Here is a 15,946-nt window from a genome sequence, read left to right as displayed (position 1 = left end):
ACCTGAGACTTTCAAGGAGCATATATGCGAGCGATAAGGTTTTACGGCAAGGGCGACTTGCGTTTCGAGGAGGTCGCCGAGCCGGCGCCCCCTCCGGCGGGCTTTGTGCGTTTGGCGGTGCGTGCAGCGGGGATCTGCGGCTCCGATCTTCACAACTACCAGACCGGTCAGTGGATTTCGCAACTGCCAGTCACCCCGGGCCATGAGTTCTGCGCCGAGATTATTGCTCTGGGTCAGGACGTAGAGGGTTTTGCCCTCGGCGAACGGGTGGTAGTGGATTCTCGGGCCATCTGCGGCGAGTGCGATCACTGCCTGGATGGCGCAGGCAACCTGTGCCGGCAATTGGGTTTCGTCGGCGAGGTCTGCGATGGCGGTTTTGCCGAACAAAGTGTTCAGCCTGCTCATCGCCTGCTGAAGGTGCCGGCCGGTGTATCCGACGAAATTGCCGCTCTGGCTGAGCCGCTGGGGGTAGCCCTGCGAGTGGTCAACCGGTTGGCGGCCGCCCCCGGCGAACCGGTGCTAATCGCCGGAGGCGGAACCATCGGCGGGCTCGCAGCATTATTGTTGCGCGAACTAGGCGAGCATCCGGTACTGCTGGTCGAGCGCAATGTGGCTCGAGCAAACCTGTTGCGTGAAGTGGTGGGGGTGCAACCGGTAGCCTTTAATGCTGAGCAAGTCCGCAAGGCCTGTGACGGTCGCGAACCGCGCTGGTGCATCGAAGCAACCGGCTCGCCAGTGGTCCTTGAGCAGTTGATCGCCAATGTGGCATCTGGCGGGCGTATCGCGCTGGTCGGGTTGTTTCATGGCGCCGCGAACCTGAATATCAATCAATTGGTCGAGCGCGAAATCGATCTGCTGGGCTGCAGCGTTTTTCGTGACGAACAACGCCAAGCCCTCGAACTGCTGCCACGCCTGTCTGCGAAGTTACAGGCCTTGATCAGCGAACCGATCTCACTGGAACAGGGGCTTGGCGCCTACCGCGACCTTCCATTCGGTAACGCTGGAGCCTTGAAAACCATTATCAAACCCTGAGGATTGGGTCATGAGCAACCTGATGCGAGGTTTTTCCCTGAATGGGCAAGTGGCGTTGGTCACAGGCGCGTCGCGAGGCATAGGGCGGACGCTCGCCATCGCATTGGCCGAAGCAGGAGCCAGGGTGGTGCTGGCCGCTCGCGACCAGGCAGCCATGCTTGAGGTGGCTGCGACCATTGAAGCCGCTGGCGGAACGTGTTCGACGCTGTACCTGGATGTCACCGATGCACAGTCTCGCACTGCCGCATTCGAGCAATTACTGCAGCGCGAAGGCCGAATCGACATTCTGCTCAACAATGCCGGAGTCGAGCAGATCAAACCAGCCCTGGAGTTGGACGAGGTGACCTGGGACCGGATCGTCGACACCAACCTCAAGGGGAGCTTTTTCTGTGCGCAGAATGCAGCGAAAGCGATGATGGTGCGTGGCGGTTGCATCCTCAACCTGTGCTCGCTGACCAGCGAAGTCGGCGTGCCGGGTGCCACCGCCTATGGTGCTTCCAAATCCGGGCTACTTGGCATGACCCGGGCCCTGTCTGCCGAATGGGCTGCGTCCGGCATTCGTGTCAACGCCATCGGCCCTGGCTATTTCCATACCGATTTAACCGATGAGTTCTATCAGGATGCCGGCTGGCGCGAGCAGATGCAGGCAAAGATCCCGCTCGGGCGCTTCGGTGAACTGCGCGACCTGGCCGGCGCCGCAGTGTTCCTCTGTTCGTCCGCGGCCAGCTACATCACCGGGCAAGTGCTGTATGTCGACGGTGGCTACCTGGCGAGTATCTGAACCCGGAGACAGTCAACACCTGCACGCGTCCTTGCCCCCCCTCTCATCATTGCCCCCACTTTTCAATGAGGAACACCTTCATGCCCCCTACTCCCGAACCACTCGCCGCACAGGCCCGGACACTCGCCCGTCAGGGCGATTGGGCTGGAGCGCGCGCCAAGCTCATGCAACTGGTCGATGAGGTGATCGGAGTCACTGCGACAGATCTGATCATCAATCGAGATCAATACAGCCTCAACTCTCTCAACGGGCGCGTCACCCTAAGCGATGCGCGCCAACTGTTCTTCAAGTACCACAATGAAGAAGGCGAGGATAAAACCATTGAGGAGTACTACAACGCCGAACTGCTACGCGATACGGGTTATCGAGTTGACGTGCCCCTGTTTGCATGCGGCGAACCGGGCCGGCAGATCCTGTTCTACACCTTGCGCGACAACCTGCGTCTAGCCGACGTCTGTCGTGACATCGAGGAGCGCCAAGCCTGGCATGAAATGTCTCAGGTCGTCGAGGCCCAGCGCCAATACGATCACGATGGACTGGCCGGCGTACTGCGCACTCTGGGGCCAGGAGAGGCGGACGCGGTCTGCCGGGAACCGATACATCAGCTGTTTCATCACCGCCTGGTATCGGCCAATAACGTTCCCGGTTTTGGCGGTCGTGTCGAGCGCGCCTACGTCGGTAAAACCTTTGTTTTCCCAGGCACTGTGGTCGAGTGGGATCAACTCAAGGGTCTGCGCTGGACGATCAATGGCGTAACTTATGCATCTTCGCTCGGCGAGTTGTTTGCCGAGAGCGGCCAGCGTTTAGCCCCGCAGCGGCTGGCCGATCATGGTGTGGTCACTGCCCACGGCGATGCGCATAACGCCAATGTCTGGTACGAGAAAGTCAGCGGCCAGGCTCCGCGTCTGGTGAGTTTCGACCCTGCCTTCGCCGGTCGCCAGATCCCGGCGCTGCTGGCAGAAATCAAGGCGACGTTCCACAACATCTTTGCTCATCCGGTGTGGCTCTACGAGCCAACGCGGGTCGCCAGTCAGTTTCATGTGACGACCAGCATCAAGGGCGAACAGATGTTCGTCGAACACAGCTGGCAACTGACGCCGTTGCGTAGCGCGTTCCTGGAGAGCAAAAGCCGTCATTACTGGCAACCGTTGTTGGCCGAGCTACACGAGAGGCACTGGCTACCGACGGATTGGGAGCGCGTCATGCGCCTAGCGCTGTTCTGTTGCCCGACCCTGGTGCTCGACTTGCGGGCCGACGGGGGCAGCGGCCATACAGCACACAGTTCGGCGCTGGGTTTTGCACTAGCGATGATCGCAGGCAGTGAGCCGGTCGAAGGCGAAGATATCTTCAGCCGTTTCTTCAGCGGATTGCAGCCGCACTGATACGGCACGCAGGCCAGGTAAAAAACCTCTGTACTACCTGGCACTGCGCCTGACCTCCAAACAGTAGTGCTAACCTTTCTTCCGCCGTATTGCCCATGAACACCTCGGGCAGCAACATTAAAAATCTATGGTCACCCCCATTTTTTGCAATGCTGATTAACGGGCGAAGTGATTGGCTTGCTTAAATCTATCCGGCGTCTATTGGATGCGTCACCCGCGCCATGAGATCCTGAAAAGGCTAACGGCTTCTTGCAGACCCGATTTTTAAAGCAGGTTCTTCGCCAGGCCGGTAGGCCATTCACGTCATCCATTGTTCAGCTATCGCAAAACCTGAAGGTGGCTCGTGGTACTAGAACAACAGCTGAGTCAGATAGCCACGACATCTGGCCCTGCGTTAAATATTCCATGACCAGTTGAGATCGCCCAAGCGTTCCGAGCCAGTTTGTTGGCCAAGGCACAGGCCGCCACGTTCGAGTGCTGTCGTATCAGCAGCGAACGAACCCACTCCGCCAACGCGCCGTGCTGGCTCTTCAATTGCTGAAGATAAACTCGAGTGCACTGAACCAGTAGTCGCCTAAGATTTTTGTCACCGCGCTTGCTGATCCCCAGCAAATTGGCCTTGCCTCCGGTCCTGTATTGCCTGGGTACCAAGCCAAAGGAGGCAGCGAAGTCACGACTACCTGCGTACTGCTTGCCATCGCCCATTTCCACAGTCAGCCAGTTGGCAAGCCAGATCCTTATCCAGATCCTTGATTTGGGCGTCCAGGTAGTTGAAGTGTTCGCGCAAACGATCCAGGAGGGTCATGAGTCGAGTGGGTAGCTCATGTTCGTCAGGATGACAGGCAGACGCTTCATGATGGCCAACCTCTGGGTAGGCTAACCTCGAACTCCAACAGGAAACCATGCCTCTGGTTGGCGGTTCTGGTGTGGTCTCGCACCAGTGACTCACGTAGACGATGCAAAACTGAAAGCGTCTGCTGGGCCTCGGTCTTAGGTGAAACGAAACGCATAGACGGGCGTGATGCCGCTTCGCAGATGGCCTCGGCATCGACAAAATCGTTTTTGTTGCCCTTGACGTAAGGGCGGACGAACTGCGGGGAAATCAGTTTGGCTTCATGACCCATGACCATCAGTTGGCGAGCAACGAAATGCGCTCCGGCACAGGCCTCCATCGCCATGGTACACGCCGGAAGGTTGCTGAAGAACCGCATCATCTGCTGACGTGAGAGTTTTTTGCGAAACCTCAGTCTGAATGCCCTATCTGATAAACGCTGTCACCGCAGCGCACACGGACGCTGTTATTTGCGATGAGATAGACGCCAAGATCCATGTGCCCATAGGCACTATTTGCGTACCAACACCCCTTCGATCGTCAGCTCTCGCAAGGCGCGGTTGATGGTCATTCTGCTGACCCCCAACAGGCTTAGCAGCTCACTTTCCGATGGCAATTTCGAGTTTGGCAGCCAGTCCCCTGAGCGGATTTTTTGCACAATGGCTTGCTTGACCCTGGCGTACAGAGGAGAGGGACTTTCAATCGTCAAAGACTCAAGGGGTGGTCTGCCATTGACAGTCGTGGACACAATGACTCCTATTTCCAGAGGGCTCCTACGAGCGGAAGCGCTATTTTATACGAACGCCCAGTATGTGAGGCGTGGCTAACAAATGCGCCAATTGCTTATAAAAATCGCGCATTCACATTTTTCACGGATGGTCAGCTCAACAGTTGCTCACTCACTGCCATTTGATCCCGTCCACGCGCTACCAGCCATCGATGGAAGTCACGACAGTGAGCTTTATCGAAAGCATCTTTGGCACCTACTAAAAAATACGACGAAGGCATTTGCAGCCCCTGCGCGAACGGCATGATCAAACGCCCATTCGTCACGGCATCGGCAATCATTGAGTACTGCGCCAATACAACGCCTTGCCCAAGGATCGCAGCCTGGATTGCCATTGACGATAATGAGTAGACCCGATAACCATCACAGATGTGCGAACAGTCGACTTGTTGTGTACTGAACCAATCGCGCCAAGAAGGTGGGGAAGCGAATTTAGGCAGCCAATCGATAGACAACAGTGGATAAGCCAACAGATCCGCCGGAGTCCGTAACGGCATATCGGCACGCAACATGTGCGGGCTACAGACTGGAACGACACAATCGCGGAACAACTCAATGGCGTGCTCGGTTGCCCCATAATCTCCGTATGTCACCCGAAAGTCGATTTCATAGCCGTCAGGTGCGGGTTCAGCATGGCTACCATCAAGAAACAGATTGATTTCCGGGTGATCGCTCTGCCATGTGTAAATAAGCGGAGCCAGCCAATCTGAAAGTAGCGATGGCAAAGCACTGATTCGCAAGTTGGTAGCGCTCTTAGCTCGCTCGACTTCGACCTGAGCAATACGCAGCATTTCGAACGCTGCCACGCAGCTATCGTGGTAACGCTGCCCCGCAGCAGTCAGACGGATACGCTTGCCCACCCTGAAGGTCAAACTTATCCCCAGACTGTCTTCCAACAATCTCATTTGCTGACTGACAGCCCCTGCCGAGATGCCCAGCCGCCTTGCCGCTTCGACAATTCCACCGAAGCGTCCTACGGCTTCAAACACCTGTATGGCCCGCAGTGAAGGCAAGGTATTCATCTGCACCTCCAGAAAATCGAGCGCTGATTAATACTTTAGCTCAGCTACACAAAGCAACAGTTTTTAACATCTTTTCGAATGTTCAGACTCTCGTATTCTGGTCCTGCCAGCACAGCCTCTTGCAGGCAGTGAAGGTCACCTGGATTAGCCCTGCACCAAGACCTTGCATTAGCCATGCGCAAACTCCAATGACAGAAAAAGGCAAAGAAAAATGAAAAAAATCATTCTCGCCACGGTATTTGCTCTCGCGTCGACCGGCGCGTTCGCTAACGATTTGAGTACGATTCGCTTCGGTGTAGATCCGACGTTCGCTCCTTTCGAATCAAAGGAGCCAAGTGGTCAATTAGTCGGTTTCGATATTGATCTGGGTAATGCCATTTGCGCTCAGCTCAAGGTCAAGTGCGTCTGGGTGGAAGTCGCTTTCGACAGCATCATCCCAGCACTCAAGGCGAAGAAGTTCGATGGGATTCTTTCTGCGATGACCGTCAACGAAAAACGCAAAGAGAATATCGCGTTCTCTGACCGGCTCTACAACTCGCCCAATCGTCTGATCGCCAAGACTGATAGCGGTTTACTTCCCACTGTGGAGTCGCTCAAGGGCAAGCGTGTCGGCGTCGCCCAAGGCAGTACCCAGGAGGCTTACGTCAGGTCAGTTTGGGCACCACATGGCATTACCATGGTGTCCTACACCAATCAGGATCTGCTCTACCCGGACCTGGTCAGTGGCCGTATCGATGCCACCCTGACAGATGCGGTCGTTGCAGACATCGGCTTCTTGCAGACGCCCCAAAATACCGGTTTCGCCTTTGCTGGCGACACTGTCCAGGACGAAAAGCTACTGGGCCAGGGGATTGCGATTGGCCTGCGCAAGGATGACCAGGCACTGATCAAAGCCATCAACGGCGCTCTGGCAGAAATGCACGAAAATGGAACCTACGAGGCGCTTCAGAAGAAGTACTTCACTTTCGACATCTATAACTGAATCCTTTTCCTGGCTGGCTCTGATCGTCCTTGCGTAGATGATCAAGAGCCTTGGCCATACCCTCCCCCGCAGTTCCCCTGACTTCCAAGCCTCTAAATAGACGGCCTACGGACCGCTATTGCCGAAGGAGAGACAAAACATGTTTTTACAGGGTTATGGTGCGTTGATACTCGAAGGTACCTTCGCAACCATCAAGCTGGCGTTGCTCTCGATGTTGCTGGCTGTGTCACTCGGTTTAATCGGTGCGTCGGCAAAGCTTTCCAACCAGCGCCTCTTGCGAGTGTTGGCAACAGGTTACACAACGTTGATCCGCAGTGTTCCTGATCTGGTGATCATGTTGCTGTTGTTCTACAGCCTGCAAATTTTGTTGAATGTTTTTACCGAACGGATGCACTTCGAGCAGGTTGATCTCAATCCATTTGTTGCCGGGGTTTTTACCCTTGGTTTCATCTACGGCGCCTATTTCACCGAGACGTTTCGCGGCGCCTTTCAGTCTGTACCTGCCGGCCAGCTTGAGGCTGCCATCGCTTATGGAATGAATCGTCGACAAATATTTGTGCGGGTCCTGTTCCCACAAATGATGCGCTTCGCACTTCCAGGTATAGGCAACAACTGGCAGGTGCTGATCAAGGCAACCGCGCTGGTCTCGATTATCGGTCTTATCGATATCGTCAAGGTAACCCAGGATGCCGGCAAACACTCGATGCAACTGTTCTACTTCAGTCTGATCGGCGCTCTGATTTATCTAGCGATTACCACCCTGTCCAACGGCATCCTGATGTGGCTGGAGCGCCGCTACTCTGCCGGTGTCAGAGGGGCACAGCTATGATCGAAATCATCCAGGACTATTGGCAATCCTACCTTTGGTTCGATGGCTATCAACTGTCCGGCGTTGCCATGACGTTGTGGCTGCTGGTGGTTTCCATCGCCATCGGCGGCGTCTTCGCTGTGCCACTGGCAGTGGCGCGCGTCTCAAGAAACCCGTTCATCCGTGGGCCCGTCTGGTTCTATACCTATGTGTTTCGTGGTACGCCGCTGTATATCCAGTTGCTGCTTCTTTATACCGGTGTCTACAGCCTGGAAATGGTCCGATCCCAACCGGAATTGAATGCCTTCTTCCGCGAAGGGATCAACTGCACGTTACTGGCTTTTGCCCTCAACACCTGCGCATACACCACGGAGGTTTTCGCCGGAGCGATCCGCGCGACACCTTACGGTGAAATTGAAGCCGGTCGCGCTTATGGCATGTCCAGCTTTACCTTGTACCGACGAATCATTTTGCCGTCTTCGCTACGTCGTGCGCTGCCGTACTACAGCAATGAGGTGATCCTCATGCTGCACTCCACCACCCTCGCATTCACCGCCACCGTACCTGATTTGCTCAAGGTCGCCCGTGATGTGAACTCGGCCACTTACTCCTCGTTCGAGGCATTCGGTATAGCGGCGGTGCTCTATGCCTTGATGGTGTTTACCCTGGTCTGGCTTTTTCGTCGCTGCGAAATTCGCTGGCTGGCCTTCTTGAAACCTCAAGCTCATTGATCTGCCGCCACTTGGAGAGCGTCGATAATGTACAAATTAAAAATAGATGAGCTGTACAAGAAGTACGGCCCTCATGAAGTACTCAAAGGTGTATCACTCAAAGCCAAAGCAGGTGATGTCATCAGCATCATCGGTTCGAGCGGATCGGGCAAGAGCACCTTCCTGCGCTGCATCAACTTTCTCGAACAGCCCTGTGCCGGGCGAATTACCGTGAACAACGAGGAAATTCGCACGAAACAAGATATCAACGGCGCCATGAATGTGGCGGATCCGCGCCAGCTGCAAAAAATACGCACCAAACTGTCGATGGTGTTCCAGCACTTCAACCTGTGGCAGCACATGACGGTGCTGGAAAACATCATCGAAGCACCCATTCATGTCCTTGGCATCAAGCGCAAGGAAGCTGTGCAGCGAGCCCACCAGTACCTGCGCAAGGTTGGCCTGGACTCGAGCGTGGAAAGTAAATATCCCTCGCATCTGTCGGGTGGTCAGCAACAGCGCGTGGCGATAGCTCGTGCGCTGGCGATGGAGCCGGAAGTGATGCTGTTCGACGAACCGACATCAGCGCTCGACCCGGAGCTGGTCGGCGAAGTGTTGAAAGTGATGCAAGCGCTGGCAGAGGAAGGCCGAACCATGGTCGTGGTCACCCACGAGATGGGCTTTGCCCGCAACATTTCCAACCACGTCATGTTCCTGCATCAAGGTCGCGTAGAAGAGGAAGGACATCCCGGCGAAGTATTGGTCAACCCGAAAAGCGAACGATTGACCCAGTTTCTCTCCGGCCGTTTGAAATAACCCGTCGTACTTCCAAACATTGGCACCGGACGCTCCATGAGCGTCCGGTACCAGCGATCGACAAGAGGTGACCATGAGCGCAGGCTTTCCCACGCACCCGAGTTACAACAGCCAACGTGAGCAATTTCTGGCCGCAGCTAAAGCGGCAGGTGCCAGCCTGACAACCTACCCCCACCCATTGAGCGGGCCCTTTGGCGAGCCACTGAGTACCGATGTTGCCTGGCTTGGCGATCCACACGCCAGGAAAGTACTGGTCGCCCTCAGCGGCACCCACGGTGTTGAAGGTTTCTATGGCTCGAACTGTCAGATCAGATGGTTACAGGAATTCAACAAAAGGACCCTGCCTGCCGATGTCGCGGTGCTGATGATCCACCTCATTAACCCCTGGGGTACGGCCTGGATACGCCGCGTCAATGAAGACAACATCGACCTCAATCGCAACTATCTAGACTTCACTCAAGGATTGCCCGATAACCGCCAGTACGAGGCATTGCACGCTATCTATACCTGCAAACAGCTGTCGGGGCCATCGCGCGAACAGGCCGACGCCCTGCTCAACGATCGAGTTCGCACAGAGGGCTGGGCAGCGGTGATGTCGATTGTCGAGGCCGGCCAGTACAACCACCCTGACGGTCTTTACTACGGCGGACAGACTCCGGGTTGGACGAACAAAACCCTGCACCGAATTTTACAAGAGCACTTGAGCCACACCCAGGCGGTCATGTGTTTTGACCTTCACACCGGCGCTGGAGACTATGGCCACCCGATGCTGATGACGATTGCCCAGTCCGCCTATCCAGCACTTGCCGATGCTCAAGCGATCTATGGGCCGTGGCTGTACACCCTGATCACCGGACCCGGCAGCCAGAGCGATACAGGCGTAGCTGCAACTGCGACTGGCTACACATCACAAGCCATCATTGACGCGCTGCCGTACATACACTTGATGCCATTCGTCATTGAATGCGGCACTTATCCGGGAGAGCAGGTCCACACTGTTTTGCGCAACGACCATTGGCTGCACCTGCACGGGGATTTCACGGATCCAGATGCCGGGCAAATCAAACGAGAATTACTCGAACAGTTCTACCCAGCCGATCTTGATTGGCAAGCCGTCGTCTGGCAGCGCACTCGGCAAATTTGGGAACGTGCTTTGGTGGCACTACCACTCATTCAACCGCCAACTCATCAGTAAATCCCTGACCCACCGCAACGGCTGAAAACCATCGATATCCCCCCACATTCAAGACTGCCTTGCGCGGTCTTGAATGCGTTGCCAGAGACTGGCGAAAGTCCAGGTTCCTCGCACTCATTCAACCCAATTACCTATTAGTAAATCTAAATAAACGAACAGATTTAAACATCTATTCTCACTCAACCAGATCCTCGTAACCTATCCTCCTCGTTAGCCATCGTTCGTCAGCAAAAGGCGAACAACAAAACAACAAGGAGAAATCCGATGTTCTTGCGAAACGCATGGTATGTAGCCGCCAGTGAAGCCGAGTTGGGTGAGGACCTCTATCCGGTAACTCTTCTCAGTGAGTCTGTGGTGCTTTACCGCAAGAGTGATGGCACCCCGGTAGCCCTCGAGGATGCCTGTCCTCACCGCAAGCTGCCACTGTCAATGGGGCGTCGCAAAGGTGATGACATTGAATGTGGTTACCACGGTTTGACCTTCGACTGCTCGGGTAGCTGCGTCCGCGCGCCCGGTAGTCAACGCATTCCCCAAGGCGCCAAGGTTCGCAGCTACCCCCTCGCCGTGCGCTACGGTTTGATCTGGATCTGGATGGGTGATCTCGAACTGGCAGACGAAACGAAAATTTGTCACGTGCCTGAATGGGGTGACCCCGCGTGGGGCCTCAATCGCGGCGACAGCATGGTTATCCCGTGCAACTACCTGTACATGACCGACAACCTGCTGGACCCCGCACACGTCGCGTGGGTGCATCAATCTTCCTTTGGTAACGCAGCCTGCGCAGAGGAACCGTTGCAAACCACGGTCACCAATGTCGGTGTAATCGTTTCGCGCTGGATGCGCGATGTCGAAGTAGCACCGTTCTACGCCAAGTTCGTCAAGTTCAGCGGTCATTGTGATCGCAAGCAGCACTACGAAGTGCATTACCCGTCCCAGGCCATTATCAAGGCCCTGTTCACGCCCGCTGGTACCGGTAGTGATGAAGGTGAACTGCACGAACATGTGTTCCTGATGAACTCCTACAACTTCATGACCCCCATCGACGAATCGAACACGCGTTATTACTGGTTCCAGGTGCGTAATTTCGATACAGAAAATGAAGAGGTGTCACGCCAGTTCGACGAAGACGTCCGGCACGCCTTTGCCGAAGATCGAGTAGTGCTGAGCGCCGTACATAAAGGGATGGCCAACAAGCGCACGCCCAACATCGATCTGGCTTCCGACTCGGGACCGCTACGTTTTCGCCGTAACCTCGATAAATTGATTGCCCAGGAACAGCCTGGCAGCTTGATTCCGCTGACCCAACGACACACTGCGGAACAACAGACGGAGGCATGAGATGGGCACTCAATTGCAAGCGTTGTCTTCCTCTGCAGGTTTCAAACCCTTCCGGGTGATTGAAAAAAAACAAGAGAGCGCAGTCATCACCTCCTTCGTCCTGACGGCGAGCGACGGCGTTTCCAATTTGCGCTTTCGCCCAGGACAGTTCCTCATCGTTCGCCTGTCCCTGGGCAGCGGTGTAACGGCGTTGCGCAACTACAGTCTCTCCGGAGACGCCAATGACCCTTCATGCATACGCATTTCGGTCAAACGCGAGCCTGCACCGTTCGACCAGCCAGAGCTGCCGCCGGGTCAGGGGTCCAACCACCTGCACGACCATGTGCAAGTCGGCGACGCACTCGAAATCGCCGGTCCTACGGGCACCTTCGTGCTGGACGACGAGAGCCCTCGGCCAGTGGTGTTGTTCAGTGGCGGAGTGGGACTCACACCAATGTTGAGCATGCTCCATCAACTGAGTACAAGTTCGTCGCGTCCGGTGTATTTCATCCATGCCTGCGAAAGTGGAACGGTACATGCTTTTCGCGACGAGGTTTTGGCACTGGCCAGCCGTCGTCCAGGGATCAGCGTGCACTTCTGCTATCGCAACCCGAATGCCGACGATCATGCCAACGCTGCCTTTCACAGCCAGGGCCTGGTCAGCCGGGAAACCTTGCAAAGACTTCTTCCGCTGGACGACTACGACGTCTATCTGTGCGGCCCCAGATTCTTTATGCAGGCGAACTGGCGCCTGTTGCGCGACCTCGGGATCGCCGGCAAGCGCATTCATTATGAGTTCTTCGGTCCGGCGACCATCCTCGAGGAGGACGAAGTCGTACCAGTGGCGTCCCTCCCCCTCGCGTCGCCTGTACCCAAAGTGCCGACCGCATCGATTGAAGGTGCGCTAACCGTGGAGTTTCTGCCATCGGGTACGCGTGTGGCCTGGGATCAGAATTGCCAATCGCTGCTTGAACTTGCCGAACAGAACGGCCTGACTCCGCCATTCAACTGCCGGGCAGGCCTGTGTAACACCTGCCAAGTCCCCCTTCGGCAAGGCTCTGTCGAGTATTTCGAAGAGCCACTGGATCCCCCTGAAAGCGGCAACATCCTGCTCTGTTGCACCCGCCCGACCACCGCTGTGACGGTGGACTTGCGGCAGTGATCCTTCCTGTCACGACCAGTTACCGCCTAGCGCTTTCGTTGCACTGAGGAATCAAGAAAATGATCAAATCGCGAGCCGCCGTAGCCTTCGCGGCCAACCAGCCCCTGCAAATCGTTGAAGTCGATGTGGCGCCACCCCAGGCGGGTGAAGTACTGGTGCGCATTGTCGCTACCGGCGTCTGCCACACCGATGCCTTTACCCTTTCCGGTGCTGACCCCGAAGGCCTCTTTCCAACCATTCTCGGTCACGAAGGCGGCGGTATTGTCGAGGCGATTGGCGAGGGCGTTACTTCAGTAGCGGTGGGCGATCATGTGATCCCGCTCTACACCCCTGAGTGTGGTGAATGTAAGTTCTGTCTGTCCGGCAAGACTAACCTGTGTCAGAAAATCCGCGCTACTCAGGGCAAAGGCCTGATGCCTGATGGCACCAGTCGCTTCTCATACAAAGGCGAACCCATCTATCACTACATGGGATGTTCGACTTTTTCTGAATACACCGTACTACCAGCAATCTCGCTGGCGAAAATCCCCAAGGAAGCGCCACTGGAGAAGGTGTGTTTGCTTGGTTGCGGTGTCACCACCGGCATCGGTGCAGTGCTCAATACCGCCAAGGTCGAGCAAGGCGCCACGGTAGCGATCTTCGGTTTGGGGGGTATCGGCCTGGCTGCCATCATCGGCGCCACCATGGCCAAGGCGGGGCGGATCATCGCTGTGGACATCAATCCGGCCAAGTTCGAGATAGCCAAACAACTAGGGGCGACCGACTTCGTCAACCCGAAGGATTACGACAAGCCAGTTCAAGATGTCATCGTTGAATTGACCGAAGGCGGCGTCGATTACTCCTTCGAGTGCGTCGGCAACGTGCAGTTGATGCGCGCCGCGCTGGAAAGCTGCCACAAGGGTTGGGGCGAGTCGGTGATCATCGGCGTCGCCGGTGCTGGCCAGGAAATCAGCACGCGGCCATTTCAACTGGTGACCGGTCGCGTCTGGCGCGGGTCGGCCTTTGGCGGCGTGAAGGGGCGCAGTGAGCTACCCAGCTATGTCGAGAAGGCGCAAAAGGGCGAAATCCCGCTGGATACCTTCATCACCCATACCATGGTTCTCGATGACATTAACAACGCCTTTGACCTGATGCACGAAGGCAAAAGCATTCGCACCGTCATTCATTTTGATCGCTGAGCCTAGGCGCAGCGACGTTCGTCAGGGTTGCCCTGAAATAACTGCACCACCCACTGTGTTTACACTCGGAGAAGTCAATAGATGAGCATCTTTACCCACGTTACCGTCGGCACCAACGATCTGAACAAAGCCCGTGCTTTCTATGACAGTGCTTTGGGTCAGTTGGGCCATAAGCGCATCGCCGATCTGGCCGACAATGGTTCAATCTGGGGTGAGAACGCCCCCTCTTTCTTCGTTTTAAAGCCAGCCAATGGCGCCCCTGCCAGCGTAGGTAACGGGGTTACCGTCAGCTTCGAAGCTCCGAATCGTGCCTCGATTGATGCTTTCCACGCAGCAGCACTGGCGGCCGGTGGTACCGATGAAGGGGCGCCAGGAACTCGCGATTGGGCGCCGAACGCTTATGCCGCCTATGTCCGCGACCTCGACGGCAATAAATTAGCCGTTTATTGCTTTAAACCAGCCTAAACGCTGATCCTGCGCCCTTAGAAGTCTCCAGATTGAATCGCCTCTGGTTTTTCAGAGTCATCTGAGAGACTTCTATTCGCCGGTTATGGTGCCGGCGTAAGGATGCAGACTTCAGGCGCAATTACTCCTCGCTTGGCTCGAACAGCGGTGTTTCACAGACCTCGGTCGGACGGTCCGCTTGGATTTCGTCAATCCGCTGTAGGGCCTGATCCACATCCGCCGCATTGGCGAGCAGTATGAAACTGAGCTGGAAGTGTCGCTCCTCCTTGGGGCCTATGATTGGCACCAAGCCGAGCTCACATTGGTAGCGACGGTTGTTCAACACATCGGAAGGGAAAGTACTCAGATTATTGCCAAGGAACTATGGCTCTGGAAAACCGAATCCACCTATACATAGATATCTGATGCAAGCGACTTCCCTGCTGAGGTGGTCAAGTGTCGACCTGCTTCAGGCAGCCAGGAAGCTATCAGAAGGACCAAATAAGATGATCCGAACTGAAAGGTTCACTTAACCTAACAAAAAATCCGGAAACCACTCTGGATAATGCATTCCAACGAGACTCGTCCAAGCAGCCCCGCCATTCGTTGAAGCTCGTCCCGTCCAGCGTCCTGCAAGGACAGACACATAGAGCGGCAATACGACCGGAAATCACGTCAGCAATTTTCGACTTTGATGGGAAGCAGCATGCGCTCAAGCGCAGTCATATCTTTCACGATTTTGGTCGCGGGATGCTTATCGCGCGCTGCTACTCCAAGCCACTGAGCCGCGTGCAGATATCTTCGGCTCAAGGGCCGAATCAGATTTGGATTTACCACGCTCTCAAGCGCGGTCCCGAAGATTGTCAAGAAGTCGGCTCCGACGTCATCATCAAGATCGGCTGCCCAAGAATCATCGAAGCGGACTCTCCCAAATATGCCAGAGAGACGGAAGGCTCAAGGCCACCGCTCTCAGTAACAGTTAGTGCCGCACACCCATTCCGACTATTTGCATTCGACTGGTCCAAGGCGCGCCGATGAGTACATGGATGCATGTCTAAGGCACGGGTAACAGCCTTCTCGGCCAAAAGATCGGACGTCTGCTCATCACAATCCGACACGTTGACTACGGCTAGCCACCGGAAATTTGGGTAATACTTCAATGCCTGTGCAGACAGCCGCCGCTCATGGAGCGACATTGCCTTTGCTTTCGCAATAGGTAGCCGCTGCTTGAGAAGCTCGCCAGTGGCGCTTGATCGATTATGGAAGGTGACCGGACCTACCGTATATAGAGGTTGGCAGTTTGGTGTAGGTCAGATGACAAGGAAAATAGTGAGCCCGACGTCGGAATTCACGGCGGCACGTATTCGCGACTGTAGCCATCAGGCGTTTAACGTGTCTTGCTTCACCAGGACGCCTTTCCTTGAGGAACCACTCGACAAATCGAGCCACCAGCTCCTTGCGGATGAGTCCTGAGCTGACCTTGCGAGCTATTCCTCCT

Annotated in this window: 13 protein-coding genes and 2 pseudogenes; 12 read left to right on the top strand and 3 right to left on the bottom strand. The window is 55.7% G+C overall.

Annotation, left to right across the window (positions count from 1 at the left end; genetic code table 11):
• Window positions 1–24: 24 nt before the first annotated feature.
• From NRG23_RS02605 to NRG23_RS02595, 3 genes are all read left to right on the top strand, one after another.
• Window positions 25–1,032 carry a zinc-binding dehydrogenase gene (locus tag NRG23_RS02605; RefSeq protein WP_257373649.1) on the top strand — a complete coding sequence of 336 codons (1,008 nt, stop codon included), beginning with the start codon at window positions 25–27 and terminating at the stop codon, window positions 1,030–1,032.
• 10 nt (window positions 1,033–1,042) lie between these two features.
• A complete protein-coding gene (locus NRG23_RS02600) occupies window positions 1,043–1,813 on the top strand; it encodes an SDR family NAD(P)-dependent oxidoreductase (RefSeq protein WP_197678106.1) in 771 nt (256 codons plus the stop codon).
• Between the two features lie 80 nt (window positions 1,814–1,893).
• Window positions 1,894–3,195: a hypothetical protein gene (locus tag NRG23_RS02595; RefSeq protein ID WP_257373648.1), complete on the top strand. Its 1,302-nt coding sequence runs from the start codon at window positions 1,894–1,896 to the stop codon at window positions 3,193–3,195.
• 366 nt (window positions 3,196–3,561) lie between these two features.
• On the opposite strand, the pseudogene NRG23_RS02590 reads toward NRG23_RS02595, so the two are convergent.
• The 3 genes and pseudogenes from NRG23_RS02590 to NRG23_RS02580 form a co-directional block, all read right to left on the bottom strand.
• Window positions 3,562–4,457: pseudogene (locus tag NRG23_RS02590) on the bottom strand (IS110 family transposase); the annotation flags it as partial.
• 87 nt (window positions 4,458–4,544) lie between these two features.
• Window positions 4,545–4,775: pseudogene (locus tag NRG23_RS02585) on the bottom strand (GntR family transcriptional regulator); the annotation flags it as partial.
• Between the two features lie 131 nt (window positions 4,776–4,906).
• Window positions 4,907–5,836: a LysR substrate-binding domain-containing protein gene (locus NRG23_RS02580; protein WP_257373647.1), complete on the bottom strand. Its 930-nt coding sequence runs from the start codon at window positions 5,834–5,836 to the stop codon at window positions 4,907–4,909.
• A gap of 211 nt (window positions 5,837–6,047) precedes the next feature.
• On the opposite strand from NRG23_RS02580, the gene NRG23_RS02575 reads away from it, so the two are divergent.
• From NRG23_RS02575 to NRG23_RS02535, 9 genes are all read left to right on the top strand, one after another.
• Window positions 6,048–6,818: an ABC transporter substrate-binding protein gene (locus NRG23_RS02575; RefSeq protein WP_257373646.1), complete on the top strand. Its 771-nt coding sequence runs from the start codon at window positions 6,048–6,050 to the stop codon at window positions 6,816–6,818.
• Between the two features lie 139 nt (window positions 6,819–6,957).
• Window positions 6,958–7,647, top strand: a complete 690-nt coding sequence (locus tag NRG23_RS02570; RefSeq protein ID WP_257373645.1) for an ABC transporter permease — start codon at window positions 6,958–6,960, stop codon at window positions 7,645–7,647.
• The gene (locus NRG23_RS02565; RefSeq protein ID WP_257373644.1) at window positions 7,644–8,357 is read left to right on the top strand and encodes an ABC transporter permease; all 714 of its coding nucleotides are present in this window, start codon (window positions 7,644–7,646) and stop codon (window positions 8,355–8,357) included. Before NRG23_RS02570 ends, NRG23_RS02565 begins: the two co-directional genes overlap by 4 nt.
• A 27-nt stretch (window positions 8,358–8,384) precedes the next feature.
• Entirely contained in the window at window positions 8,385–9,152 is a 768-nt protein-coding gene (locus NRG23_RS02560) for an ABC transporter ATP-binding protein (protein WP_257373643.1), read from the top strand.
• Window positions 9,153–9,225: 73 nt separating this feature from the next.
• Window positions 9,226–10,347, top strand: coding sequence for a M14 family metallopeptidase (locus NRG23_RS02555; RefSeq protein WP_257373642.1), 1,122 nt, complete (start codon window positions 9,226–9,228; stop codon window positions 10,345–10,347).
• Window positions 10,348–10,611: 264 nt separating this feature from the next.
• Complete coding sequence (locus NRG23_RS02550; protein WP_257373641.1) at window positions 10,612–11,685, top strand: aromatic ring-hydroxylating dioxygenase subunit alpha; 1,074 nt, start codon at window positions 10,612–10,614, stop codon at window positions 11,683–11,685.
• A 1-nt stretch (window position 11,686) separates the two neighbouring features.
• Window positions 11,687–12,826: an FAD-binding oxidoreductase gene (locus tag NRG23_RS02545; protein WP_257373640.1), complete on the top strand. Its 1,140-nt coding sequence runs from the start codon at window positions 11,687–11,689 to the stop codon at window positions 12,824–12,826.
• Window positions 12,827–12,885: 59 nt separating this feature from the next.
• Complete coding sequence (locus NRG23_RS02540; RefSeq protein WP_257373639.1) at window positions 12,886–14,004, top strand: S-(hydroxymethyl)glutathione dehydrogenase/class III alcohol dehydrogenase; 1,119 nt, start codon at window positions 12,886–12,888, stop codon at window positions 14,002–14,004.
• Between the two features lie 81 nt (window positions 14,005–14,085).
• Window positions 14,086–14,469: a VOC family protein gene (locus NRG23_RS02535; RefSeq protein WP_257373638.1), complete on the top strand. Its 384-nt coding sequence runs from the start codon at window positions 14,086–14,088 to the stop codon at window positions 14,467–14,469.
• The last annotated feature ends 1,477 nt before the right edge of the window (window positions 14,470–15,946 follow it).

This window comes from Pseudomonas sp. T8 (assembly GCF_024610635.1).
In the GTDB taxonomy this organism is placed as follows: Bacteria; Pseudomonadota; Gammaproteobacteria; order Pseudomonadales; family Pseudomonadaceae; genus Aquipseudomonas; species Aquipseudomonas chlororaphis_I.
The sequence above is the reverse complement of the archived record's forward strand: the minus strand, read 5'-3'. Positions and strand labels throughout refer to the sequence as shown.